The 25,257-nt window shown below is 47.5% G+C and carries 19 protein-coding genes; 1 reads left to right on the top strand and 18 read right to left on the bottom strand.

What is annotated here, in order from left to right:
- Window positions 1–106: 106 nt before the first annotated feature.
- The 4 genes from alaS to OCV62_RS00080 all read right to left on the bottom strand — a co-directional run bounded on the left by alaS (window position 107) and on the right by OCV62_RS00080 (window position 9,826).
- On the bottom strand, window positions 107–2,716 hold the full coding sequence (gene alaS, locus OCV62_RS00095) for an alanine--tRNA ligase (RefSeq protein ID WP_262584864.1): 2,610 nt from the start codon (window positions 2,714–2,716) through the stop codon (window positions 107–109).
- A gap of 56 nt (window positions 2,717–2,772) precedes the next feature.
- The gene (locus OCV62_RS00090; RefSeq protein ID WP_262584569.1) at window positions 2,773–3,660 is read right to left on the bottom strand and encodes a DegV family protein; all 888 of its coding nucleotides are present in this window, start codon (window positions 3,658–3,660) and stop codon (window positions 2,773–2,775) included.
- A 99-nt stretch (window positions 3,661–3,759) separates the two neighbouring features.
- Window positions 3,760–7,251 (bottom strand): GLUG motif-containing protein, encoded by a 3,492-nt coding sequence (locus tag OCV62_RS00085; RefSeq protein ID WP_262584567.1) that lies wholly within the window; start codon window positions 7,249–7,251, stop codon window positions 3,760–3,762.
- Window positions 7,226–9,826 (bottom strand): efflux RND transporter permease subunit, encoded by a 2,601-nt coding sequence (locus tag OCV62_RS00080; RefSeq protein WP_262584565.1) that lies wholly within the window; start codon window positions 9,824–9,826, stop codon window positions 7,226–7,228. Before OCV62_RS00080 ends, OCV62_RS00085 begins: the two co-directional genes overlap by 26 nt.
- A 201-nt stretch (window positions 9,827–10,027) precedes the next feature.
- Between OCV62_RS00080 and OCV62_RS00075 the strand changes: the two genes are divergently transcribed.
- Entirely contained in the window at window positions 10,028–11,383 is a 1,356-nt protein-coding gene (locus OCV62_RS00075) for an MATE family efflux transporter (protein WP_262584563.1), read from the top strand.
- On the opposite strand, the gene OCV62_RS00070 is transcribed toward OCV62_RS00075, so the two are convergent.
- The 14 genes from OCV62_RS00070 to OCV62_RS00005 all read right to left on the bottom strand — a co-directional run bounded on the left by OCV62_RS00070 (window position 11,340) and on the right by OCV62_RS00005 (window position 24,751).
- A complete protein-coding gene (locus OCV62_RS00070) occupies window positions 11,340–11,918 on the bottom strand; it encodes a TetR/AcrR family transcriptional regulator (RefSeq protein ID WP_262584561.1) in 579 nt (192 codons plus the stop codon). The genes OCV62_RS00075 and OCV62_RS00070 overlap by 44 nt on opposite strands.
- A 52-nt stretch (window positions 11,919–11,970) precedes the next feature.
- Window positions 11,971–13,026: an NAD(P)H-dependent flavin oxidoreductase gene (locus OCV62_RS00065; protein WP_262584559.1), complete on the bottom strand. Its 1,056-nt coding sequence runs from the start codon at window positions 13,024–13,026 to the stop codon at window positions 11,971–11,973.
- A gap of 45 nt (window positions 13,027–13,071) precedes the next feature.
- Complete coding sequence (accD, locus tag OCV62_RS00060) at window positions 13,072–14,793, bottom strand: acetyl-CoA carboxylase, carboxyltransferase subunit beta (RefSeq protein WP_262584557.1); 1,722 nt, start codon at window positions 14,791–14,793, stop codon at window positions 13,072–13,074.
- Window positions 14,790–16,139, bottom strand: a complete 1,350-nt coding sequence (accC, locus tag OCV62_RS00055; protein WP_262584555.1) for an acetyl-CoA carboxylase biotin carboxylase subunit — start codon at window positions 16,137–16,139, stop codon at window positions 14,790–14,792. Before accC ends, accD begins: the two co-directional genes overlap by 4 nt.
- A gap of 8 nt (window positions 16,140–16,147) precedes the next feature.
- The gene (gene fabZ, locus OCV62_RS00050) at window positions 16,148–16,579 is read right to left on the bottom strand and encodes a 3-hydroxyacyl-ACP dehydratase FabZ (RefSeq protein WP_021914871.1); all 432 of its coding nucleotides are present in this window, start codon (window positions 16,577–16,579) and stop codon (window positions 16,148–16,150) included.
- Window positions 16,580–16,598: 19 nt separating this feature from the next.
- Window positions 16,599–17,084 carry an acetyl-CoA carboxylase biotin carboxyl carrier protein gene (accB, locus tag OCV62_RS00045; protein ID WP_262584553.1) on the bottom strand — a complete coding sequence of 162 codons (486 nt, stop codon included), beginning with the start codon at window positions 17,082–17,084 and terminating at the stop codon, window positions 16,599–16,601.
- Window positions 17,085–17,089: 5 nt separating this feature from the next.
- Complete coding sequence (gene fabF, locus OCV62_RS00040) at window positions 17,090–18,370, bottom strand: beta-ketoacyl-ACP synthase II (RefSeq protein ID WP_262584552.1); 1,281 nt, start codon at window positions 18,368–18,370, stop codon at window positions 17,090–17,092.
- Between the two features lie 79 nt (window positions 18,371–18,449).
- Window positions 18,450–19,190 (bottom strand): 3-oxoacyl-[acyl-carrier-protein] reductase, encoded by a 741-nt coding sequence (gene fabG / locus OCV62_RS00035; protein ID WP_262584863.1) that lies wholly within the window; start codon window positions 19,188–19,190, stop codon window positions 18,450–18,452.
- 109 nt (window positions 19,191–19,299) lie between these two features.
- Window positions 19,300–20,238, bottom strand: a complete 939-nt coding sequence (gene fabD, locus OCV62_RS00030) for an ACP S-malonyltransferase (RefSeq protein WP_262584550.1) — start codon at window positions 20,236–20,238, stop codon at window positions 19,300–19,302.
- On the bottom strand, window positions 20,229–21,158 hold the full coding sequence (gene fabK / locus OCV62_RS00025) for an enoyl-[acyl-carrier-protein] reductase FabK (RefSeq protein WP_021914866.1): 930 nt from the start codon (window positions 21,156–21,158) through the stop codon (window positions 20,229–20,231). Before fabK ends, fabD begins: the two co-directional genes overlap by 10 nt.
- A gap of 18 nt (window positions 21,159–21,176) precedes the next feature.
- The gene (gene acpP / locus OCV62_RS00020; RefSeq protein WP_262584548.1) at window positions 21,177–21,404 is read right to left on the bottom strand and encodes an acyl carrier protein; all 228 of its coding nucleotides are present in this window, start codon (window positions 21,402–21,404) and stop codon (window positions 21,177–21,179) included.
- Window positions 21,405–21,429: 25 nt separating this feature from the next.
- Window positions 21,430–22,413 carry a beta-ketoacyl-ACP synthase III gene (locus OCV62_RS00015; RefSeq protein WP_262584547.1) on the bottom strand — a complete coding sequence of 328 codons (984 nt, stop codon included), beginning with the start codon at window positions 22,411–22,413 and terminating at the stop codon, window positions 21,430–21,432.
- 205 nt (window positions 22,414–22,618) lie between these two features.
- Entirely contained in the window at window positions 22,619–23,467 is an 849-nt protein-coding gene (locus OCV62_RS00010; RefSeq protein WP_262584546.1) for an HAD family hydrolase, read from the bottom strand.
- 261 nt (window positions 23,468–23,728) lie between these two features.
- The gene (locus OCV62_RS00005; protein ID WP_262584545.1) at window positions 23,729–24,751 is read right to left on the bottom strand and encodes a DUF3048 domain-containing protein; all 1,023 of its coding nucleotides are present in this window, start codon (window positions 24,749–24,751) and stop codon (window positions 23,729–23,731) included.
- Window positions 24,752–25,257 lie beyond the last annotated feature (506 nt).

Raw genomic sequence — 25,257 nt, 5'->3', positions numbered from 1 at the left:
GTATCCACGACTGACCGGGTTAATAATGTACAAAATTGATTAACTCACATGCACATGAATTATTATAACAAAAAATTCTGATTCGTCAACAGTTTTTTCAAAATATTTATTTGTCGATCTGTCCTGCCAGAATCTTCGCTGCTTCTGCTATTGCTGCATCGATTCCTGCCGGATTCTTACCGCCTGCCTGAGCCATGTTCGGACGGCCGCCGCCGCCACCGCCAACCAGTGCCGCAATTCCTTTGATCAGGTTACCTGCATGGGCGCCCTGCTTCATTGCAGCATCTGTTGCCATTGCGATCAGATTGACTTTTCCATCCTTTGCGGAAGCCAGAACAACAACACCTTCTCCAAGCTTTTCCTTTAACTGGTCACCAAGATCGCGCAGGCCGTTCATATCCACATCTGCTACACTGACTGCCAGAAGCTTCACTCCGTTTACATCCTGAACCTGATCCATAACGTCACCCAGCGCCTCTTTTGCAGCCTTGCTCTTTAAGGATTCATTCTCAGCCTGCAGGCTCTTAAGGTCTGCCATCAGGTGCTCCAGCTTCTCCTGCAGGTTTGCAGGGGTTGCCTTTACGGTCTTCGCAGCCTCTTCCAGCTTCTTCTCAAGATCGTTGTAGTAATCGAATACGCCCTGTCCGGTCAGCGCTTCAATTCTGCGCACACCTGCAGCAACACCGCTCTCGGAAAGGATCTTGAATGCCTGAATTTCTCCGGTGTTGGAAACATGGGTACCGCCACAGAACTCCTTGGAGTAATCGTCCACGCATACAACACGAACCGTATCACCGTATTTTTCGCCAAATAAAGCCATGGCGCCGGATTTCTTTGCCTCATCCAGAGTCATCAGTTTGGTGACAACCGGGATATTTTCTGCAATTTTTTCATTTACTGCCTTTTCCACCTGTTCCAGCTCTTCTGCTGTCATTGCTGAAAAATGGCTGAAGTCAAAACGCAGATGTCCTGCATTATTCAGGGAACCCTGCTGCTCTACATGAGTGCCGAGTACATCCCGCAGTGCTTTCTGAAGCAGATGCGTTGCTGTATGGTTTTTGCAGGTTGCGCTGCGGTTTTCCTTATCAACAGACAGCGTTACTTCGTCATCCAGCTTGAACATGCCGCTTACCACATAGCCCACATGACCGATTTTGCCGCCTTTTAAGTGGATCGTGTCTTCTACTGCAAATTTGCCGTCAGCAGAGGTGATCACACCCTTGTCGCCTTCCTGACCGCCCATTGTGCCATAGAAAGGAGTTGCATCTACAATAATTGTACCCTTGTCGCCATCTGTCAGTGCTTCCACCACTTCATCCTCTGTGGTCAGCGCGCTGATTCTGGAAACCGCCTCCAGTTTGTCGTAACCAACAAAGGAAGAGGTGATTGCAGGATCAAGAGACTCATAAACAGTCGCATCTGCGCCCATATAGTTGGTCGCCTTCCGTGCTTTTCTCGCCATCTCACGCTGCTTCTGCATCGCTGCATTAAAGCCGTCCTCGTCAATGGAGAACCCTTTTTCCTCAAGGATTTCTTTTGTCAGGTCGATGGGGAAGCCGTAGGTATCGTACAGGCGGAACGCATCCTCGCCATCCATTACAGTCTTTCCTTCTGCCGTCATCTTTTCTTCCAGATCCGTCAGAATTGCAAGTCCCTGATCGATCGTCTTATTGAATTTGTCTTCTTCCTGTGTCAGGACATTTAAAATAAAATCTTTCTTTTCTTCCAGCTCCGGATATCCGTCCTTACTGCCTTCGATTACTGTTGTGCTCAGATTTGCAAGGAATTTACCGTCGATGCCGAGCAGTCTTCCGTGACGTGCCGCACGACGGATAATTCTGCGCAGAACGTAGCCGCGTCCTTCATTGGAAGGCAGAATACCGTCGGAAATCATAAACGTTGCGGAACGGATATGGTCAGTGATGATACGGATGGAAACGTCCCATGCGTGCTCTTTGTGATACTCCTTGCCTGACAGCTCACAGACACGGTCGCGCAGCGCACGGATGGTATCTACGTCAAAAATGGAATCCACGTCCTGAACAACCACTGCCAGACGTTCCAGACCCATACCGGTATCAATGTTTTTCTGTTTTAATTCGCTGTAGTTGCCGTGGCCGTCATTATCAAACTGGGAGAATACGTTATTCCATACTTCCATATATCTGTCGCAGTCGCAGCCAACGGTACATCCAGGCTTGCCGCAGCCGTATTTTTCGCCGCGGTCATAATAAATCTCAGAGCAGGGACCGCATGGACCTGAGCCATGCTCCCAAAAGTTGTCTTCCTTACCAAAGCGGAAAATCCGTTCCGGTGCAATGCCGATCTCGTTCTGCCAGATTGCAAAAGCTTCGTCGTCATTTTCATAAACAGACGGATAAAGTCTGTCGGGATCCAGTCCAACGACCTGTGTTAAAAACTCCCAGCTCCATGCAATCGCTTCATGCTTGAAATAGTCGCCGAAAGAAAAGTTTCCGAGCATTTCAAAAAAGGTACCGTGACGTGCGGTTTTACCGATATTTTCGATATCACCGGTACGGATACATTTCTGACAGGTAGTCACACGTCTTCTGGGCGGAATCTCCTGTCCTGTAAAATAAGGCTTTAACGGCGCCATGCCGGAGTTGATCAAAAGCAGACTGTTGTCGTTATGCGGCACCAGAGAAAAGCTCTTCATCGCCAGATGTCCCTTACTTTCGAAAAACTCAAGGAACATCCTTCTCAATTCGTTCACACCATATGCTTTCACGTTTCTTCCTCCTTCGTTGTTTCTTACAACGTTCTTTCATCGCCCCAGAAATACAGAGCCACTGTACCCGGACCGGTATGGGAGCCAATTACAGTTCCGATATTGTTGATCTGTACTTTTCCGTCCAGTTTAGGAAACGTTTCCTCAACCAGTTGTGCAACCGCTTTTGCATCTCCCATGCAGGCTGACTGACTGATATAACACTTTCCGGAATATTCCCGTCCGTTCTGCGCATGCTCTTCCATCCGCTTAACGATCTCGCGAATCACCTGTTTTTTCCCACGGTATTTGCTGCGCGGAATCAACCTGCCCTCGGAATTCACATTCAGCAGCGGACAGATATTGAGCATCTTTCCGAAAAATCCTGCGGTTTTGGAAACTCTTCCGCCACGGATATAGCTGGTTAAATCTGTTGAGAAAAACCAGTGATGCAGGGTATTGCGATGCGCCACGATCCATGCTGCATTTTCCTCCAGAGACATTCCGGCACGCTGATTTTCCAGTGTCTGTTCCACCAGCATACCGTAACCAGAAGAAGCCGCAAGGGAATCCACAACCATCACCCTGCGGTCCGGATATTTTTCTTCCATCTGGGTCTTTGCAACATTCGCCGAGTTGATGGATCCAGAAATTCCACTGGAAAGCGTCAGATGAAGCACATCTTTTCCGCTCTTTAAAACAGGCTCAAACAACGCGCAGTATGCCTCTGCATTCACCTGAGAGGTCACAGGCTGCGCGCCGTCTCCGATCATTTTATAAAATACTTCCGGCGAGATGGACGAGTACAGGTCATCTGCATATTCTTTTCCATCCAGCTGATAATGGAACATGGCAAAGGGAACTTCATTTGTTTCCATGAAGGTTCGGCTCATATCTGCTGTCGAACAGCAGGTAACAACATACTCTCTCATTTTTCCCGCTCCTTTGGGTATCTTATTTTTGCAAACCTGTCTTATTATAGTAAATCTTTTCGTCTCTTACAAGTCCAAAAATAAAATATCCGCAAGGTATTACTGGGAATCCGTCTGTTGCTGTTTCTTTTTCTTACGTTTTTCCCGCCGTTTTTTCACCCGCTTTTTGCCGCGCCTTATCGCCTTTATGATAAGGACTGCCGCCAAAACGGCTGCGATGGCGAGCGCAAGGATCAGCCAGATCGGCACGCTGTTATCCTGCACGCTGTAGACCGCAAACGCTGTTCCGTAAGGAACCGATACAGTCACATAGCTGCCGTCTTCTTCTGTATCCGCTTTTTCCCATTTATTTTCCGTCTGAATCCTTACCGCAGCGCTGTCTGCACCGTCCGGGATCCGAAGATGCAGGACATATTCTTCCTTTTGCTCCGGCATGTTGTCGATATTCCAGATATAGGCATAGGCAAGATCACCATCCGAAATCCTATCCGCCTGCACGCTTTCCGCAGACAACACACTCGTGTCATAGAAATCGCCTTCAACCAGAAAATCCGGTTTTAACTGGTTTGTTGCTGAAAACCACGCAAGGCTCTTGGTAAAACGTTTGCTCTCTGCCGTCACTGTTACGTTAGCAGTCACATGGGTCAGCGGGAATTTTCTGTCCCAGCTGATGTAGCAGTCCTCATCCGGCTCAATATCCGGAACTTCTTCTTCCGTCACCGTACCGTCGTAGGGAATCTGCAGCGTCGCAAGCACCTCGTCATCCTGTTCAAAGGTCACTGTCACCTGCGTAAAGCCAGCCGGAATTGTTTCCATTTGCATCAGTTCTTCGTAGGTACAGCGCTGCGCCTTTCCAATATAATTGATCTGATCGACACCACCCCACAGATCAGAGACGAAATAATTGTTTTCCAATGTACCGTCTTCATTGATACAACCCGCAATGCTGCCGATCTTTTCGGTGCGATTGCCGGAAATTGTCACCATCGCAAGGCAGTTGCTGATATCATATCCTTCCCCGGTAATGCCGCCGATTTTGTTATCGCCCTTTAAATTACACAGGGCGTAGCTCTGATTGACCCGGCTTGCAGAATATCCTGCGATACCACCGAGACCGTTGCCGGATTCCAGCTGAACCGTTCCGTAGTTTTCGCATGTATGGATCAACCCCAGCTCTTCGCTTCCGGCAATACCTCCGCTGTTTCTCTTTTTGCCCGCTACCGTTCCGTAGTTGATACAGTGAATCAACACGTCGTTTGTAGTGGAACGCACCTCCACATCGGTCAGCTCTGTCAGATCCATATCAACCTCGGGATCCACATCATACTCCGTATTCATAATTCCGGCGATACCGCCTGCATTGATGTCGCCCTCAATTTTTCCGTGATTGTTGCAGCCCGAAACGACACCGAGCGTCCGCTCTGTAAGTGCTTTCCCAGAAACATCGTCAATCGCACTGCCGTTTCCGAGCAGAACGTTGACATCGTCGCTGATGATATCGGTAATTCTGGAGGACGTATTTAAAATCCTGTCCAGATCACTGGTAATCGACTGGATTCCTCCATCGACACTGTCAGTCATGCTGTCGATCGTATCGCCAGACGCTTTGCTCTGATCGGTCAGCTCCCCGGAAATATTGCTCATCGTGTTCGTCAGGGAATCTCCCGTACCTGTAAGCGTACTCTGCAGGTTTTTGATATTGTCAGATGCGGACGTAATCTCTCCCTTCATCTGATTTAGGTTATCGTCGATCTTTTCGTCATGGTTTACTTTAATCGGATCTTTTTTGAGGATATCCGTAATTGCGTCCGCCTTGCTCTCTACTTCACTCTGACTCGGGATAGAAATAGATTCCGATGGCAGTTCAGAAGGAAGTGTGGAGGGCAGTTCACTCGGCCATTCCGAAGGCAATTCCCATCCGGAGCTGCTTTCTTCCGAAGATTCCCTGGATACACTGTCCCTGGCAAACCACGCATAATCGCCTGCCTCATCGTCCCCTGCTGCCAGATATTCTGCCGCGTCGTCTGCAGGGATTGCCGCAGCTTCTTCGTTGTTGGACGACTGGTTTTGGGTGTCGCCGTTTTCACTGGAAGAAGGCTGTTCGCTCTCTGCAGGGCTTTCCTGCAAAGAACTGCTCTCCTGAGAAGAGCTTTCTTCCGGGCTGCTGCTTTCCGACGCGCTTTCCCCATCACTTTCCGACGCGCTGCTGCTCTCGGAGGAACTTTCTGTCAATATATCCTTCATGTCGTTTAACTTTCCATTGATATTATTGGCAGCATTCTCCGTATTTTGTCGGATGCTCTCCATCATTCTCGAAATTGTATCGTTTCCGATCTCGCCCAGATTATTCAGTGCGCTGCTCAAGCTATCCATATAGGCCGTCATCGCTGCATTATTGCCGGTAACGGTGCTCTTCATGGAATTGATCTCGCTGTCCAGATTGCCCATCGTATCCTCATACTGCTGCTGCAGCGTCTGGACATAGCCTCTGGTGTCAGAGGATACGCTGCGCATCGCATCGGACATCTGCCCCATCAGGTGATTGATCTCTGAAAAATCGTCCCTCACCTTTTCCAGATGATCGGAAAGATATTCCGACTCCCGGTAAGGCTCCGCCTGACCGATAATACCGCCAACGTCCTTGCGCCCCATGACATGACCCATATTTTTACAGTTGATAACCGTACCGCTCTGGCGCCCGATCACACCGCCGACATTGTAGCCGATATGTGCATAGCCGATTTCACCTTTGTTGGTGCAGCCTGCCACCGTGCCGGACGATCTTCCGGCAATGCCGCCTGCGTCATTTCTTGTCACGACGTTCTGCGTCAGATTCAGCGTTCCGATATCGATGCCGTTTAAATCCAGCGTTGTCTTTAAGTCCTCGTCGTTGATTTTTCCTTCATTTTCGCAGTTCTGAAGGATACCGCGGTTCATGCCGCAGATACCGCCGACCTCATTCGTGCCGACAATCGTGCCTTTATTATAACAGGTCAGCACGATGCCGTCCGCCCTGTTTTCCCCGACAATGCCGCCGACGTTTGTGTTGCCGGTCACAATTCCTTCAAAACTGCAGTTTTCCAAAATGCCGTAGTTCGTTCCGACGACTCCACCGACATTTTCTGCGCTGCCAGTCACCTTCACACTGCCGGAAACGTTCAAATCCTTTACCCTGCCGGTTTTGCCGACATAACGGAAGAATCCGTAATCAGAGCCCTCCCTGGAAATCTTCAGTCCGCTTACCGTATGCCCGTTTCCGTTGAAGGTTCCCGCAAAATACGGAATGCCATCAAACGAGCTGCCGGACAGGTCGATATCGTTCTGTAAGTTGAAAATCCTGCCATAGCTGTAATAATCGTCCTGGCACTTCTGAACATATTTTAAAAACTCTTCTTTATTGGAAATCGAAATCTCTTCTACGACGATATCGGCTTCCCGGTCTTCCAGCGCTTCTTCTGCGGTAACTGCCTCTTCCTGCTTCTTTTCCTCCGCATACGCCATAGAACCGTTCTGTAAAATCGCTGTTGGCAGCATGGAAACGCTCAATAACACCGCCAGCCATTTTTTACAGCTGTTCGTTCTGTTCTTCATCGCTGTCCTCCTTTTTCGCATCCTGTTCGCCCGGCTGTGCTGCTGTGTTCGGTTGTGACACGTCGTCCGGCTGTGCTGCTGTGTCCGGTTTTGCTGCATCATCCGGCTGTGTCAATCCTTCCTGTTCCATTACAAGCTCTGTCTCTTTTCCGCCAATCGGCAGTCTGGATTCAAAAGAAGCCTGCATGGAACCGCTAAAGCTTCCCTTGATCTCCGCGTCGATTTCACCCTGTATATAACCCTTGACACGGCCATTTACAATCATCCGTCCGGAAACATCTCTTCTGGTCGCCTGGGGCAGATTAATTGTCAAAGCAGTCTTTTCGATAATGATATCGCCCAGCAGCAGAATCTGCGGCAGGACAAACAGTACCAGTATAATGGAAATCAAGGTTCCTCTTCCCAGTGCAATACCGATTGAAGCAACTGTCGCATCCGATGCGATCTGTCCGATCAGAAAACCTGCTCCGGTCAGAATCGTACCAGAGGTAAAGATTGTCGGAAATGCCTGATTGATTGTTTCAATAATTGCCTCATGAATCGGCATCTGTTTTTTCAATACCATATAACGACTGGATATAACGATCGCATAGTCGATCGTCGCACCCATCTGGATTGCGGATACAATCAGGTACGCAATGAAAAATACACTTCCTCCTGTCAGCGTAGGCACAGAGAAATTGATCCAGATACTTCCCTGAATGGTCAATACCAGCAAAATCGGGAGTCCGGCGGACTGGAATGTAAACAGCAGAATAATCATAACAAACAACGCTGTCAGTACACTGATAATAATATTATCTGTTGCAAACGAAGACATCAGGTCATGATTGCTTGTGCAGTCACCAACCAGTATCACGTCTGATTTATTATAATACTTCGCGCAAATATTGCGGATGTCATCCATTGCCGTATACGCTTCGTCCCCTTCCGTCGGCACACTGACAGTCAGAACCAGTCTGGAATAATCCTCTCCCTGCAGCTGCAGCTGTGCATCATGCAGCGTATTATAAAGGTCCGTCAGCTTTTCATCCATATCCGCATCCAATGTGACGTAGCCTTCCTCATACTGATCATACAGGAATAAAAACATATCTATAATCGGCACTTTGTACTCGTCGATGCCTGTAAAAATCGGACCGTTCTGTCCCTGTTCATAGGCATATGCCATATACAAAACCCGTACGATCTCAATATCCAGATCTGTCAATTCAGAAAATGCACGAGGCGCGATTTTATCCGTCAGGACATAATCATCGTTGATCGAAACGTTTGCAAGCCCTGTCACGGTGTTGACATAATCGAGCGTTTCAAATTCCTTCAGAACCTTTTTCTCGGATTCATAATCGCCCTTCGGCACCAGAATTGCAATCTGATTCGAAACGCCAAACTCGTCCTCAATTTTATGCCTGGCAATTCTCGTCTCACTTTCCCTTGCGGCCGGAACGGAATTGACATCATACAGATAACTGCAGTTATTTGCCATCCATGCTGCAAAGCAAAGCAGTATCACAAATACAGGCGGAACGATAAATCTTGTCAGGTTCGCCCATTTACCTGCAAACGAAATATTCGGAACAAAGCTCTTGTGATGCGTGTTGTCAATTCCCTTTGCAAAGATCATCAGAATCGCAGGCATCAGGAAGAATACGGAGATCAAACTGAAAATAATTGCCTTTACCAGTACGATACCCATGTCATAGCCCAGACGAAAATGCATGAACATCATCGCCACCATGCCGGAGATGGTCGTCAGGGAAGAAGAACTGATCTCCGGTATTGCCTTTGACAGCGCAACCTTGATCGCAGATTCCGCATCCATCGTCTCATGCTCTTCCATAAAACGATCACAGAAAATAATCGCATAGTCAATTGCCAGCGCCAGCTGCAGAACGACAGAAATCGAATCCGTTACGCTGGAAATCGTTCCCATCAGGTAGTTTGTTCCCTTATTCAGGAGTGCAGCCACACCAAACGTAATCAACAGTACCGGGATTTCCATATATGCCTTCGTGGAAATCAGCAGTACTACTACAATAATCACAACTGCAAGAACCAGAATCAGATTCATGTCATTATTCAGGGATTCTGTCTGTTCTTCTTCAGAGCCGACTGAGGTAGATATATAGGTATCATAATCCGAAAGCAGCTCCTTTACCGCCTGCTTGGCATCCTTGCTGATCTCATCGTCTTCTGCGCCGTCAAAGGTCACATCAAACAGGGCGTTCGTTCCATTGTAATGATCCGCAGAATCATCAAAGGCAACTTCCTTCACACCCTCTACCGCCTCCAGCTTTTCCACCAGCGCATCTGCGTCCTGCCAGGTAATATTCGACACCATGATCCTGGCACTGCCATATGTCATAAACTGTTCATCCATCAGGGTCAGACCAATTCTCGTCTCACTGTCTGCCGGCAGATATTTTGTAATATCCTGATTTACCGATACTTTATTCATGCATGCTGCACAGTAAATACACGCAATGGCAAACAATACCAGAAAAGCTTTTCTTTTGTTGACAATAAAGGTTGCTACTGTCAGCCAAAAATTCCCTTTTTCCTTTTTTTCTTCCATTCGATTCACTCCTTGACCTCTGCTTTTCAACAAGAAATTTCATTCTATATTATAAAATCACTCCTTATTCTTTACAAGTAAATTTTCCCGTCAATTTCCCCAATCTGTCCAAAAAATTATATCCACTCTGCCAATTGTGTACCTGAACTTTTTCGATTAAGATTAAGGTACTGACATTATTTTAGGGGAGAGACAGAAGTTATGGAAAAGAGACAACACAAGCAAAAAGCAGTTCTGATGACAGAGGGACCGATCTGGCGGTGCCTTTTATTATTTGCACTTCCGCTGATGGCCGGCAACCTGTTTCAGCAGCTTTACAATACGGTAGACAGCATCGTCGTCGGTAATTTCGTTGGAAAAGAAGCACTCGCCGCAGTCGGCTCCACGGATAGCGTTATCAATACCTTTATTGGTTTTTTTTCCGGCATGTCAACCGGTGCAGGCGTCATCATTTCCCAATATTACGGCGGCAAAAAAGAAGAAAAGGTTTCCATCGCCGTCCAGACAACCATCGCGCTGACACTTTGCATGAGCATTCTCTGCACGGTGCTCGCCCTTTTGCTTGTTCCATCCCTGCTGCGCCTCATGGGCACTCCGGATGATGTCTTTCCTGAGGCTGCAACCTATCTTCGCATTTACTTTATCGGTGTCACCGGACTTTTGTTCTATAACATGGGTGCCGGCATTCTTCGCGCGGTCGGAGATTCCAGACGTCCGCTCTATTTTCTGATTTTCTGTGCGGTTTTGAACACGCTGCTGGATCTTTTATTCGTCGCAGTTTTGCGGTTCGGTATCGCGGGTGCTGCCTGGGCAACGATCCTTTCCCAGGGAATTTCTGCCCTCCTGACACTCTTTGTCCTGACCCGCGAAAAAGCCTGTTACCGCATCATTTGGAGTAAGGTCCGTCTGGATCCGAACATGACGAAAAAGATTTTCTTTCTCGGACTTCCCGCCGCAATTCAGATGGCAGTCACTTCCTTTTCCAATGTTTTTGTACAGGCATACATCAATCGTTTTGGTTCTGCTGCTATGGCAGGCTGGTCTTCCTATGGAAAAATTGACAAATTCTGCGTACTTCCGATCCAGAGTCTTTCCCTTGGCGTGACCACCTTTGTCGGTCAGAACCTTGGTGCACGCAAAATAGACCGTGTCCGGCAAAGCACTAAGGTCGGCACACTGCTCTGCTTTGCCGTCGCGATCCTCATTACGATTCCTGTCTTGATTTTTGCCCGTCCTCTCGTCTCCATGTTCAACCGCACGCCGGAGGTTTTAGACTACGGCACACTTTTCATCCGTCTGGAAATGCCGTTTTACCTCGCCCTTTGCATCAATCAGGTACACGCAGGTACGCTGCGCGGTATCGGCAATACGAAAGCCCCCATGGTCATCATGATGAGCTGCTTTATCGTGTTCCGACAGATTTATCTTTACACGATCACACAATTTACAGACTCTGTCATCGCCGTTGCGCTCGGCTATCCGCTGGGCTGGGTGTTGTGCAGTATCTGTCTGTTTACCTATTACCGTCACACGAAGCTGGAAACGTATCTGCGGTAAAAACAGCTCCGGACGCCAGCGTTTTTGCAATGGCCTCCGGAGTTTCCTGTTTTCCGTTTTTTTCCCACATAACAAACACATTCATCAACGCACCGCCATAAAAATACAGCTCGTAGGGCTGGATCTTATAAACCGGTTGAATCCGTTCCATCATAAAAGAGTTCATAGCTTCCAATATGATATGATACAAATGCGCATCTACAAGCTTCAGGATAAAGGCTGCATACTGATCAAAATACTTCAGTGCATGTTCTATACTCCCTGGATCATGAAATTTTCCGCCTTTTTTTAGGATCTCGCTGCGTTCCCAGACATACCCGTTTACAATCTCATGAAAGTAATCTGCAAGCGCATCTTCTTTTTGTTCATAATAATGATAAAACGTCATTCGGGAAACACCGGCACGTTTTACAATATCGGATACCCGGATCTCTTCATATGATTTTTTATCCATCAGGGAAAAAACGGCTTCTCCGATGCACATCCGCGTAAAACGGGTTCTGTTTGTATATTTTTTCCCAAATAATTCCGCCATATCCTTCTCCTTTGCCCTGCATTGTAGCATCATAGCACAGCTTTCGGTTTATTTACAATCCTCCCAGTAAATCTTCCATAACATCCTGTACTGTCTCTATCTGATTTGCCAAAAAACCCTGCGCTCCGCAAAAAAGCAAGCCATTTTCTGTATCTCCCTTTACGGCATGGATCAACGCTTCTGTAATACAATAGGGTATTTCCGCCGGATTACAGTGCTTTAGACAGCCAAAGCATTTTTGCGGTCTTTGGACCTCCCCCTTCTCTACATGTTCCAGAAAAGGATTTCTGATTGCGCGCCCCGGCATTCCAACCGGACTTGACACCAGTACAATATCCTCTTTTTGTGCCTTCAAATACGCATCTTTATATGCACTGTCTGCGTCGCATTCTTTGGTTGTAATAAACCTGCTTGCAACCTGAATCAGATCCGCTCCAAGCATAAACTCATGCTCTGCCCGCGCCTTATCACAGATCCCGCCGCCGACTGCAACGGGTATTTTCCTTTCCGCCTTCTTTTCATAGACTCGTACCAGTTTCAGTATTTCAGAGATTTCCATATCATAATCCATTTTCTCTTCCAGCTGTTTTCTGGAAAATCCAAGATGTCCGCCAGCCTCCGGACCTTCGATCACTATAAAATCCGGATATCGATGATATTTTTTCTCCCAGTATTTCAAGATCAGTGCCGTCGCACGGGCACCGGAGACGATCGGTGCAATTGCAATGTCGGTATCCGAAACCATTGCCGGAAGCTCCAGCGGCAGCCCGGCGCCGGACACAATAAAATCTGCGCCGGTCTCAACGGCCTTTCTTACATAGGTCTCATAATGATTCATTGCCACCATGATATTAAACCCGAGGATGCCATCCGGTGCAATCTTTCTCGCCTTTTGCAGTTCTTCCTCCATTGCCTTCAGATTTGCCAAAACCGGGTTTTGTTCAAATTCAGGCTGTAAAAAGCCGATCTGCGCGGCCGAAATGGTTCCAACTCCCCCTTCCTTCGCCACCGCCCCCGCCAGTCCGGACAGGCTGACTCCAATTCCCATTCCTCCCTGAATCAGCGGTTTTTTCAATCTTTTTTTTCCAATCCATACCTGGCTTTTCATGGTAGTTCTCCTTCGTACTAATTTCTTCTAAAGAGGATGCCGGGTTCAAAGCTTCCGGAATCTTTCATACCGTCTGTCACAAAGTTTTTCAGGCTCCAGCACAGCATATTGTTTTAAAAACCTTCTTAATTCTTCCCGAAGCTGTTCCAACACTGATCCCATATTCTGTGTGGTCAGCTTTTCCGGTTCTTTGATCATCCGCTCTGCTGCCTGTGCACTTACAACATCCTCTGCAGTCAGCTTCATTTTATCTGCAGCCTCGGGCGCACACTTTTTATCTTTCCAGAGTATACTTGCAAAACCTTCCGGTGATAAAACAGAATACACCGCATTCTCCATCATCCACACTTCATCTCCACAGGCGAGGGCCAGCGCTCCGCCGCTTCCCCCTTCCCCGATAAAGATGGATACCACCGGCGTTTTCAATCTGCTTATCTCCAACAGATTTTCCGCAATTGCGGATCCCTGACCGCGCTCCTCGGCTCCAATCCCGCAAAAAGCTCCGGGGGTATCTATAAAACAAATCACCGGTCGATGAAATTTTTCCGCTTCCTTCATCAAACGAAGAGCCTTCCGATATCCTTCCGGCTGACACATTCCAAAATTATGCTTTACCCGATCTTTGGCGGAGGTTCCCTTTTCCTGGGCGATCACAGTAACCGGAACTCCTTCAAACAGCCCAATTCCTCCAATCAGCGCCGGATCATCTCCAAACCTCCTGTCCCCATGAAATTCATAAAATTCAGAAAAAAGTGCCCGGATATAATCACTGCCCACAGGTCTGTCCGCCCGTCGTGCAGCAAGCACATGCTCCCATGCCGATTCCGATTCTTTTTGCTCCAGGACCAGACGGGCTGCCGGGTTCTTTTTTGCACCTTCCTGCACTTTTGTATCCAACAGCTGACAAAGCGCCTTTTTGCAGCATTCCCGGTCATGCATTCTGCAAAGATCCGCCAGTACCTTTTTTAATTCGGAACGTTCTATGATCCGATCTACGAATCCGTGCTCCATTAAAAATTCAGAGCGTTGAAAGCCCTTGGGCAAACGTTGTCCGATCGTCTGTTCAATTACCCGAGGTCCGGCAAACCCGATCAGCGCATTGGGTTCTGCCAGTATCACATCTCCTTCCATCGCAAAGCTCGCTGTCACACCGCCAGTAGTCGGATCTGTCAATACACAAACAGACAAAAGACCTGCCGCGCGGTGCTTTGCCATTGCAGCAGATACCTTTGCCATCTGCATTAAAGAATGAATTCCTTCCTGCATACGCGCGCCGCCGGAGCAGGTAAACAGAATTAACGGTAAATTTTCCGTCGTTGCTTTCTCGATCAAACGAGTCAGCTTTTCCCCGACAGCCCATCCCATGCTCGCCATCATGAAACGGCTGTCCATTACGCCAATCGCTGCCGATATACCATCTATGGAACCGGTTCCCGTAACGATGGCTTCCTTCATTCTGGTCTTCAGCCTTTCCGCTGCCAACTTTTCTTCATATCCCTCAAACCCCAACGGATTTTCTCCGACCAGATCTCTGTCTGATTCCAGAAAGGTTCCCTCATCTGCCACTCGGCGGATCCTCTCATAAGCACGTACCTTAAAATAACCTCCGCACTTTGGACAAATATAGTATGCATCCCGCACTTCCTGTACGAGGATCGGTTTTTTGCATCTGCTGCAGCGGCATAATAAGCCATCCGGAACAGTTGTGGTGCTTTCTCTTTTTTTAAGAGGCTTTTTTGTTTTTTTAAAAACATGATCCAGATTCACTTGCTTTCTCCATTCCTGCGTTCCAGAAATTCAATGTCCGTTTTTCCCTGCCGGAACTCTTCATTCTCCAGAAGCTCATACAAAAAATCTACATTTGTATCTACGCCCTCTATGATCACTTCTCCCAGGGCACTGTGAAGCTTTTCAATTGCCTCCCGGCGGCTTTTCGCCCAGACACTGATCTTTGCGATCATTGCATCATAAAACGGCGGAATCGTATAGCCACTGTAAATGGCAGAGTCAACACGGACACCCTTTCCTCCCGGCAAATGCAGCCCCGTAACCGTTCCCGGGCATGGTGCAAATCCTGCGTCCGGATTTTGAGCGTTTATTCTGACTTCTATGGAATGACCATTTACAGACACATCTTGCTGCCGCAGTAAAAGCAGCTGTCCATCCGCAATTCGAATCTGTTCCTTGATCAGATCCACACCCGTAACCCATTCCGTAACCGGATGCTCTACCTGAATTCTGGTATTCATTTCCATAAAATAAAAATTTCCATCCGGCTCCAGTAAAAACTCTATCGTACCTGCGTTCACATATCCAGCTGCCTTTGCCGCGTCCACAGCACATTCCCCCATTTTTTGACGCTGACTTTGGGAAATGCTTGCACAGGGTGCTTCCTCCAGCACCTTCTGATGCCGTCGCTGCATAGAACAGTCCCGTTCTCCCAGATAGATCGTATTTCCTGCACAATCTGCCAGAATCTGTACCTCCACATGCTTTGGTCCGGTCAGAAAATGCTCCAAATACATTGCTCCATCTCCAAAGGATTGTTTTGCTTCTGTCTGTGCTATCCGGAAATTTTTTCTGAACTCCTCCGGGCTTTGTGCCACACGCATACCCTTTCCGCCGCCTCCAAGGGCAGCCTTGATCATGACAGGATATCCGATCGCTTTTGCCTGCTCCAGTCCATCTTCTTCCCCATAAACAGCATCCCTGCTGCCCGGAATAATCGGGATTCCTGCTTTCTGCATCGTATTTCTGGCTTCCTGCTTATTCCCCATTCGTGCGATCACCTCTGCAGGAGGACCGATAAAAATAATCCCACATTTTTCACACAGCTCTGCAAACCGGCTGTTCTCTGACAGAAATCCAAATCCCGGATGAATCGCATCCGCCCCTGTTACAACAGCGGCGCTCAGAATCTGTTCCATTGCCAGATAGCTATCTGTCGGACGCGCAGGTCCAATGCAAACAGCCTCATCCGCCAGCTTTGCATGCAATGCATCCCGGTCTGCTTCGGAGTACACAGCAACCGTCTCAATTTCCATCTCCCGACACGCCCGGATGATCCGAACCGCAATTTCACCTCTGTTTGCAACAAGTACCTTTCTGATCATGTCTGTTATCAAGCTCCTATCATAAATGTCAGCTCTGCCCTTGCAACAATCTTTCCGCCTACACTGGCAGTTGCCTCTCCGATTCCCATCGGTCCTTTTTTTCGGATAATGCGTGTTTCCAGACAAAGTCTGTCACCCGGAATCACTTTTCCTTTAAAGCGGCATTTATCCACTGCACCAAAATATGCAATTTTCCCTTTGTTTTCCGGAAGCGATAAAATCGCTACTGCTCCTGTCTGCGCCAATGCCTCCAGGATCAGCACTCCCGGCATTACAGGCTCCTCCGGAAAATGTCCGGCAAAAAAATCTTCCCGGTATGTAACACATTTATAGCCAACTGCATATTCTCCCGGCTCATAATCCTCAATTCCGTCAATCAGCAAAAAGGGATGTCTGTGCGGAATCAGTTCCTGGATCTGCATAATATTCAACTGCTTCATAGGGTTCTCCATATCCGTTTTAGTTCTGTTCTTCCACAATAAAAAGCGGCTGCCCGTATTCCACCATCTCCCCGTTTGACACAAGAATCTGCTTCACGGTCCCGCAGTAATCACTTTCCAGCTCATTCATCAGCTTCATGGCTTCCACAATTCCAAGGGTCTGACCCTTTTCTATCCCGTCGCCTTCCTGTACAAAGGGTTCGGCATCCTCTGCTGGCGCTGCATAAAAAATACCAACCAGCGGGGAGACTACCGTTTTTGTATGCTCTGTTTTTGTGAGCTCTGTTCCTGTAAGCTCCACCGGTGACATCTGTTTTGACTTATCTTGTGGACTTTCCGACTGTTTTTGCAGCTGCACCAAAGTGCTTTGTGTTTCTGGATCTGTTTGCTTACGAGGCTGCTTCTTTTTTAGGCTTAAACGCATACCGTTTTGTTCCAGGCAAAAACTGTCAAGCTCTGATGCCGATACCCGGTCGATCAGCTCTGCGATCTGTTCCAATTCCATATCTATTACTCCCTGTTTCCTTCCTCATAGCGTTTCATTAAAATAGTGGCATTGTGTCCGCCAAAGCCAAGGGAATTGCTCATTGCATAATCCAGTTTTTTCTGCTTCGGTGCACCAATGGTATAATCGAGGTCACATTCTGCATCCGTCTCCTTCGTACCGACAGTCTGATGAACAAAGCCCTCCTGCAAGGTTTTCACACATACAATTGCCTCTACTGCACCAGCGGCACCAAGTAAATGCCCGATCATGGATTTGGTGGAATTAACAGCCACCTGTTTTGCTGCTTCTCCAAATGCCCGTTTGATCGCCCGTGTTTCAAACAGATCATTATGATGCGTCCCTGTTCCGTGTGCATTGATATATCCGATCTGATCCGGCTCTGTTTCTGCCTCCTGCATAGCAAGCTCCATCGCCCTTGCTGCACCGCTTCCATCCTCACATGGCGAGGTAATATGAAATGCATCTCCGGTCGCACCATATCCAACCAGCTCTGCGTAAATCCTTGCGCTTCTTTTCCGGGCATGCTCCAGCTCTTCCAGAACAAGGATTCCGGCACCTTCCCCAAGAACAAAGCCTTTTCTGTCTACATCAAAGGGAATGGATGCCCGCAGCGGATCTGTTTCCTGAGAAAGCGCCGTAAGAGCCTGAAATCCTGCAATACCTGTCGGACAAATACAGCTTTCTGCTCCGCCGGCAAACATGATCTCCGCATCCCCATACTGAATGGCGCGGAATGCGTCTCCGATGCAGTTTGTTCCGGAAGCACATGCCGTTACAACATTGGTGCATTTTCCACGTATACCCAGTTGAATGGAAATATTTCCTGCTGCCATATTGGAAATCATTCTCGGAACCATCAAAGGATCTACCCGATTTGCCCTTCCATCCAGAATTTTTGTGTATTCCTTTTCAATGGTCGAAAGGCTTCCAATTCCGGATCCCACGATCACACCGGCACGAAACAGATCTTCTTTTGTCAGATCGAGGCCGGCATCCTCCAGGGCCTCCTTTGCAGCTGCGACTGCATACTGGGAAAACAATTCCATCCGCCTTGCCGCTTTTGCATCCATTTTCTCTTCCCCATGGAAATCTTTTACCTGAGCTGCAAGCTTTACTTTAAAGTCCTTCGTATCAAATCCGGTAATTTCTCCAATTCCTACGGTTCCTTTTCTGACGTTTGTCCAAAATTCCGGAACCGTATTCCCGATTGGCGTAACCGCGCCTAATCCGGTGATCACAACTCTTCTTTTCTGCACCATTTTTTCCTCTGTATTTTTTTTCATAAGGCTCCTCATGTCCTGAAAATTTCCTGTGCTGCTATCTCAAAGCTGTCTTGCGCCAGATTTGCTTCTGCTTTTTTTGCTACATCAGCATGCCGCCATCTACCTGTAATACCTGACCGGTAATATAATCTGCGTCTTCGGATGCCAGAAACGCGATCACCCCCGCCACCTGTTTTGCTGTTCCAGGTTTTTTCAATGGGATTGCAGAAAGCATTCGTTCTCTGGCTGCATCGCTTAAATTTTTTGTCATATCGGTCTCAATCCATCCCGGTGCAACTGCATTCACTGTAATATTGCGTGAAGCCAGCTCTTTTGCCGCACTCTTTGTCATACCGATCACACCAGCCTTGGACGCCGCATAATTTACCTGTCCTGCATTCCCGCAAATTCCGACTACAGATGCAAGATTGATGATCTTTCCGCTTCTTTGGCGAAGCATCTGACGGGAAACAAAATGCAGCATGCAAAAAGTTCCTTTCAAATTTGCAGCAATCACAGCATCAAAATCCTCCTCCGACAGTTTCATCAAGAGATCATCCCTTGTTATGCCTGCATTATTGACCAGGATATCGATTCTTCCAAATGTATCTATGATCTGTTTGATATTTTTTTCACATTCTGCATAATCAGAAACATCCCATGCCATGCACACTGCATCCCCGCCTGCAGACTTTATTTCTGCAACCGTTTCAAGTGCTGCCGCCTCCGATCCCCTGTAATTGACGATCACAAAGGCACCTCTTTTGGCAAGTTCAATCGCCGTTGCTCTTCCGATTCCTCTGGATGCTCCGGTTATTACTGCAACTTTTCCTGTCAGCATGTTTCCCCTCATTTCCGCGCACGTTTTTTGCACGTTCCGAGTTTGTGTCGAGTGCGCGCAGACACAAATCTCGCGATTGAAAAATTTTATTTTTCAATCTTTTCTCCTTTTATACCGTTTCGTTCAGAAAATCCTGCATTCTTACAAGATCCTCCATGGTAGAAACCGTACAGATCTTTGCCTCTGCATTTATTTTTTTCAACAAGGTGCTCAGGGTATGCCCCGGACCGATCTCTACAAAATACTCTACACCTTCTGCAAGCATCGTCCTCATGCTCTGTTCCCACTTTACAGGAGAATAAACCCCCTGGGAAAGCAGGGACCGAATCTGCTCTGTTTTTGTGATTGGCTGAGCCGATACATTCGATACGTACGGAATCTGAAGCTCTGACAGTTTCACCTGTTCCAGCTCCCGTTCCAGTTTTTCTCCTGCCGGCTTCATAAACGGAGAATGGAAGGGGCCGCTGACCTTCAAAGGGATGACTTTGGCACCGTTTTCCTTCAGTCTTGGTATCATTTCCAAAAGTGCCTGTGTCTCCCCGGTTATCACCTGCTGGCCCGGGCAGTTATAATTTGCAACCGTAACGGCATCGGTATTTTTTAAGAGTGCCTCCAATACATCCGGTTCCAGACCGAGCACCGCAGCCATCCCTCCAAATCCGTCCTTTGTTGCATTTTGCATCAACAGCCCCCGCTTTCTGACTAAGAGAAGTGCCGTTTTTATATCCATAGCACCAGCTGTTGCAATTGCTGCATATTCTCCAAGGCTCAATCCGGCTGTCATATTCGGAGCAATCCCAGTTTCCAGAATCGCCGCTGTCATTGCCAGGCAACATGTGACCAGACACGGCTGTGTATATTCCGTTCTGTTCAACAGGTCATTTTTCGCAAAACAAAGGGACTTCACATCGAAATCCAGTACGCTTCGGGCTGTATCCACTACTGCTGCAGCTGCACTGTTCTGTTCATAAAAATCCAGTCCCATTCCAGGCATTTGTGCTCCCTGCCCCGGATATAAAAAAGCTACCTTTTTCTTTTTTATCGCCATACCTTCATCCTTTTTTCTGCATCCTCTATCAGCTGTCTGATCAAGGTCCTGCAATCTGTTTCTTCATGGATCATGCCTGCAATCTGTCCAGCCATTACGCTTCCGTTTAACACATCGCCTTCCGTTACCGCTCTTCTTAATGCACCGAGTGTAAGATATTCCAGTTCTTCCATGGAAGCTCCCGCCTGTTCCAGCTCCAGATACCGTTTCGTCATATCATTGCGCAGAGCCCGGACCGGATGTCCCGTGCTTCTTCCTGTTACCTTTGTATCAATATCTTTTGCTTTTAAAATCCGTTCTTTGTAGGCCGGATGAATATGACATTCCTTTGTCACTACAAAACGCGTTCCCATCTGAACGCCTTCCGCACCAAGCATAAGGGCTGCTGCAATTCCTCTTCCGTCTGCAATGCCTCCTGCCGCGATCACAGGAATATTCACCGCATCACAAACCTGCGGGACAAGGGTCATTGTCGTACTTTCTCCGACATGCCCGCCAGACTCATAGCCCTCTGCCACAACTGCATCTGCTCCGCACTTTTCCATCCTTTTTGCCATTGCAACAGATGCAATAACCGGAATGACCCGAATATCCTTTTCTTTCCAAAGCGTCATATATTGTTCCGGATTTCCAGCACCTGTTGTAACAACCGGCACACGTTCCCGCGCCACTGTCCGCGCTACTTCATCTGCATGAGGGCTCATCAGCATGATATTGACACCAAAGGGTCTGTCCGTCCGTTTTCTGACCTCTCTGATCTGCTCTGCAACCCATTCTGCCGGTGCATTCGCTGCACCAATCATTCCCAGTCCTCCGCCATTTGATACCGCTGCTGCAAGATGATAATCCGCCACCCAGGCCATTCCACCCTGAATAATGGGATATTCTGTTTTCAGCAATCCGGTGACTCTTGTCTGCATCCTGTTTTTGTCCTCCGCTTATGCTTTATGGCTTTCTACATAGCTCATGACATCACCGACTGTTTTCAGCTGTTCCAACTCCTCTGCCGGAATATCAACTCCAAAATGCTCTTCAAATGCCATTACCATTTCAAACAGATCCAGGGAATCTGCCTTCAGATCCTCTGAAAAAGAGGTTTCCGGTGTAATGGAATCTTTATCTGCTCCAAGGTTTTCTGCTACAATTGCCTTAATTTCTTCAAACATAATAAAAAATCTCCTTTTTACTTTTTTAAATCCATTCTGCGATAGATGCACCCCAGGTCAGTCCACCGCCAAATCCTGCCATTACAATTCTGTCTCCTGTTTTCAGTCTTTTCGACTGATCCAGTTCGTTTAAAAGAATCGGAATACTTGCAGATGACGTATTTCCGTAATTCTGCAGATTCATGGGGAATTTTCCCAGAGGCTCCTTCAGACGCTTTGCCACGGCCTCCACAATCCTTTGATTTGCCTGATGCAAAACATAGCAGTCAATTTCTTCTCTGGAAAGTCCATTGATACAAAGCACCTCCTCAATCACCTGCGGTACCCTGCGCACTGCAAACCGAAATACTGCCTGCCCATCCATACTGACCTTTGATGAAGCACTCTGCTCTATGCTGAGTCTATGCTGCTCTGTCTCCAGATTTCTGTCATAGTGATGCTCCAGCATCAATGCATTTCCCATGCTTCCATCCGAATGGGATATAAACCGATACCCTTTTTTTTCTGTGCAGGTCAGAACAACCGCTCCGGCTCCGTCTCCAAATAAAATACAGCTGTTTCGATCTTTCCAGTCAATGATATTGGACAGACGCTCACTGCCAATGATCAAGGCTGTTTTGTAAGCTCCACTTTCCAGATATGCTTCTGCACTCTGATATGCCAGTAAAAATCCACTGCATGCTGCATTTAAATCAAAGCAGACTGCCCGTACCGCTCCGATACGTTCCTGAATCCGACAGGATACCGATGGCATTACTGTTTCCGCAGAAAGCGTCGAAACAATCAGCAGATCGATTTCCTTTGCTGAAATCCCGGAATGCTCCAGAGCCTGCATAGCTGCCTGGACGCCCATATCGACCACAGTTTCTTTCTCCGCGATATGCCTTCTGCAAATTCCGGTTCGCTCCCGAATCCATACCTCTGTCGTCTCAACCATCTGCTCCAACTCCCGGTTTTCCACAATTTTCTCCGGTATGTATGAACCGGTTCCTCTGATCTCGACTGCCATTGTCTCTTTTATCCCATCCAAGCTGCAACAGCAATGACGGAATGTCCTTTCTGTTTTCGTTTCGTCCCCTATCTTACCCAAAACGGAATTGGAATACAATTTACAAAAAAAGACAAAATGTCAACTTCTATTCGGTGCATACAAAAAAGACCCGGGTGCAAATCTGTTATGCACTCGGGTCTGATTCGTTGAATATGTCCGTTTTCTATATTATTTTCTGCATCCGTTCGATAAATTCCGCCACTGCTCCATCCATGCAGTCCGACAAGACCATATCACAACAATCCTTTACCTCCTGGGGTGCATTTTTTACGCAGGCAGAAAGCCCTGCTGCCTTCAGCGCTCCTATATCGTTAAAAAAATCTCCGATAAACGCGGCTTCCTCTGCAGTTCCTCCAAGATACCTGCAGGCACGTCTGAGCGCATCCCCCTTTCCTGATGCCTCGTTCATAATCTCTACCAGAGTATCCTCCGTATGCTCGATTCTGACGCCATCCGGCTTATGACTTCTGACAAATTCTGCGCATTTTATTCCATCCTGCGCCGATACGTATAAAATGATCCGATACCAGGGCTTCTCGATCTGCTCCAGCAAAGCGATCGGGTAGCTATTTTGCTGCTGGCAGGCAGTCTGATCCTCTTTTGTCTTCACCTGCCAATAGTTCGTACGATTCACAATGACGATTCTGCACTCTGTGAACTGCTCCAACTCTTTTTTCATAGAAAATGCAAACTGCAGCGCATCTTCTTCCACGCAAAGCTCATCTAAGTATTCGCCCTTCTGAAAATCGTAGAGTGCACAGCCGCCATTTACCACACTCAATGTATTGATTGGAAGGTCACCAATAAAGCCCTTCACACTGTCCGGTGAACGTCCTGTGCATACACCGAAGCTTCCGCCCTCTTCAACATATTTCCGAATCGCCAGTCGGTTTTTCTCCGGTATTCCAATGCCGCCGATTCCAAGGGTCCCATCGACATCCGCAAAAATATATTTGATCGCCATTTCCCTGCTTTTACCTCTCTTTTTTCCTGTCAGTTCCATCTGTGCCATACGCGTTACCGTTAAGTCTTCGCTATTTCACCCGCACTGCCCGAAACCGTATCCGTACATAATCTACGAACCAGTGATCCTCCTCGTCTTTTTCACAAACCGCATCTCGCGCTTTTTTTTAGTTCATGACAATAGAATGCTCGCAGAGCGTGCATTCTATTGTTTAGCACAAAAAAGCGCAAATTTTACGAACATTTCTGCATCCGTAAAATCCGCGCTCTTTTTTATCCCTCAGTGAAACGCGTGTTCTGTTGTTTGTACTCAGGAAACTGTTACGCTTGTCCAGTCATCCGAAGGACAGATGCCAATATAGGTTTTACCAGGATTTAAGGTTATCTCTGCTCCGGATAAATCGTAATAATGCGTAATTCCGGTCTCACTTGCTTTTGCCCACATAATCGGGATCGCTTTTCCACCGGTAATATACCAGCCTGCGCCCTGCCCGATCACGTTATAAATCAAATAGCCATTTTTATCATATTGGGTAAAGGTGCAGTTCTGTAAAATAACATTTGCAAAAGAAGGCGCTTTTTTATCCTCTCCATCTTTGGCAAGCTTTTTATTTTCGTAATAATCATAGGTACCGGTTTTTGCATTGTAGGACAGATATGGTTTTGTCAGTCTGAAGCAGTTTAACTGCACCAGGTTTGCCGGAATGTTGCCAGCCTTTGCAGAAAGATTCGTCGCTCCAATCTTCCAGTGGTTCATCGCTGCCGGATTTGTGTAAGTAGAAGGAATGGCGGCTGTTGTCACCTGCTTTGCGATGTCATTTTTAAGGACATATTCGGTAAACTCCTGCGCCTTGCCATTTTTCACTCTGCTAAAGCCACCGGATAAATGGCTAATCCCTGTGGACTTGAAATACGGATTATTATAAAATGGTCCGCCGTCATGAATCAGAATTGCATTCCATTCCGAAGCAAGCAAAATATTCGTCGGTCTTGTGGAACGGACATTGCCGATCTGACCGACATTCTGCCAATCCTTATAAATCGCCATCAGTCTGGTAACTCGCTTATTTGCAGTCGAGTTCATCATCTCATAAACGACATCCGCTTCCGAAAGCCCGTAATGCGGCAGTGCTTTCGTATCATTATCGATCATAACCGCAACCGGACGCTGTGTCTGCAGCGTTATGCTCGTCGGAAGACCCGTCAGTTCAGATACATAGGCTGCCTGCGCTGCAGCGGCCGGAGCTGCCTGTGCCTCGATCCCAGAAAGCGGGGCAAACAACAGTGCTGCAGCAGTAAAAACTGCAGTCATAGACAAATATCTCTTGTTCATATAAAATACCTCTCTACTATAATCTCTTTCCTTACATTTTATCATTCTGAACGCACACTGTAAAGAAAAAGGTACGGCCCTGTGCAGAAAACAATACGCACCGTCGGGTCGCGAAAGCGACATTCTTCCTTTCCGACGCAGTGCGATCCTTACGGAGCGTTTTTGCATTCGCCGTCCGTTCACACGCGCCATTCCCAAACTCGCATCTTCGATGCTTTCCGCTGCTTCGCAGCTCCTTTTGCTCATGAAGCGGCGCTCCCTTCGTGGGACTACGCAGGCAGATTTTCGTACAAGCACGAAGCAGCCTGTTTGGTTCCATGAGTGAACTGGGATAACAAAAAAGACAGGTTTTTCACCTGTCTTCCTTTTCTCATACCTTCAAAACTGAACACTGAAATCCTCTTTTGTATCTTCCACATCCATTCCCAACCTGTCAGGATAAGCCCTCGACCGATTAGTATTTGTCAGCTCCATGCATTACTGCACTTCCACCTCAAACCTATCTA

Origin of the sequence: Gallintestinimicrobium propionicum (assembly GCF_025567525.1) — a bacterium.
GTDB classification, from domain to species: domain Bacteria; phylum Bacillota; class Clostridia; order Lachnospirales; family Lachnospiraceae; genus Gallintestinimicrobium; species Gallintestinimicrobium propionicum.
The sequence above is the reverse complement of the archived record's forward strand: the minus strand, read 5'-3'. Positions and strand labels throughout refer to the sequence as shown.

What these genes read in the sequence shown, in the direction of transcription:
- alaS (WP_262584864.1), bottom strand. Translation starts at nt 2,716, where the DNA reads ATGTTCCTTGAGTTTTTCGAAAGTAAGGGACATCTGGCGATGAAGAGC.
- OCV62_RS00090 (WP_262584569.1), bottom strand. Translation starts at nt 3,660, where the DNA reads ATGAGAGAGTATGTTGTTACCTGCTGTTCGACAGCAGATATGAGCCGA.
- OCV62_RS00085 (WP_262584567.1), bottom strand. Translation starts at nt 7,251, where the DNA reads ATGAAGAACAGAACGAACAGCTGTAAAAAATGGCTGGCGGTGTTATTG.
- OCV62_RS00080 (WP_262584565.1), bottom strand. Translation starts at nt 9,826, where the DNA reads ATGGAAGAAAAAAAGGAAAAAGGGAATTTTTGGCTGACAGTAGCAACC.
- OCV62_RS00075 (WP_262584563.1), top strand. Translation starts at nt 10,028, where the DNA reads ATGGAAAAGAGACAACACAAGCAAAAAGCAGTTCTGATGACAGAGGGA.
- OCV62_RS00070 (WP_262584561.1), bottom strand. Translation starts at nt 11,918, where the DNA reads ATGGCGGAATTATTTGGGAAAAAATATACAAACAGAACCCGTTTTACG.
- OCV62_RS00065 (WP_262584559.1), bottom strand. Translation starts at nt 13,026, where the DNA reads ATGAAAAGCCAGGTATGGATTGGAAAAAAAAGATTGAAAAAACCGCTG.
- accC (WP_262584555.1), bottom strand. Translation starts at nt 16,139, where the DNA reads ATGATCAGAAAGGTACTTGTTGCAAACAGAGGTGAAATTGCGGTTCGG.
- fabZ (WP_021914871.1), bottom strand. Translation starts at nt 16,579, where the DNA reads ATGAAGCAGTTGAATATTATGCAGATCCAGGAACTGATTCCGCACAGA.
- accB (WP_262584553.1), bottom strand. Translation starts at nt 17,084, where the DNA reads ATGGAATTGGAACAGATCGCAGAGCTGATCGACCGGGTATCGGCATCA.
- fabF (WP_262584552.1), bottom strand. Translation starts at nt 18,370, where the DNA reads ATGAAAAAAAATACAGAGGAAAAAATGGTGCAGAAAAGAAGAGTTGTG.
- fabG (WP_262584863.1), bottom strand. Translation starts at nt 19,190, where the DNA reads ATGCTGACAGGAAAAGTTGCAGTAATAACCGGAGCATCCAGAGGAATC.
- fabD (WP_262584550.1), bottom strand. Translation starts at nt 20,238, where the DNA reads ATGGCGATAAAAAAGAAAAAGGTAGCTTTTTTATATCCGGGGCAGGGA.
- fabK (WP_021914866.1), bottom strand. Translation starts at nt 21,158, where the DNA reads ATGCAGACAAGAGTCACCGGATTGCTGAAAACAGAATATCCCATTATT.
- acpP (WP_262584548.1), bottom strand. Translation starts at nt 21,404, where the DNA reads ATGTTTGAAGAAATTAAGGCAATTGTAGCAGAAAACCTTGGAGCAGAT.
- OCV62_RS00015 (WP_262584547.1), bottom strand. Translation starts at nt 22,413, where the DNA reads ATGGCAGTCGAGATCAGAGGAACCGGTTCATACATACCGGAGAAAATT.
- OCV62_RS00010 (WP_262584546.1), bottom strand. Translation starts at nt 23,467, where the DNA reads ATGGCACAGATGGAACTGACAGGAAAAAAGAGAGGTAAAAGCAGGGAA.
- OCV62_RS00005 (WP_262584545.1), bottom strand. Translation starts at nt 24,751, where the DNA reads ATGAACAAGAGATATTTGTCTATGACTGCAGTTTTTACTGCTGCAGCA.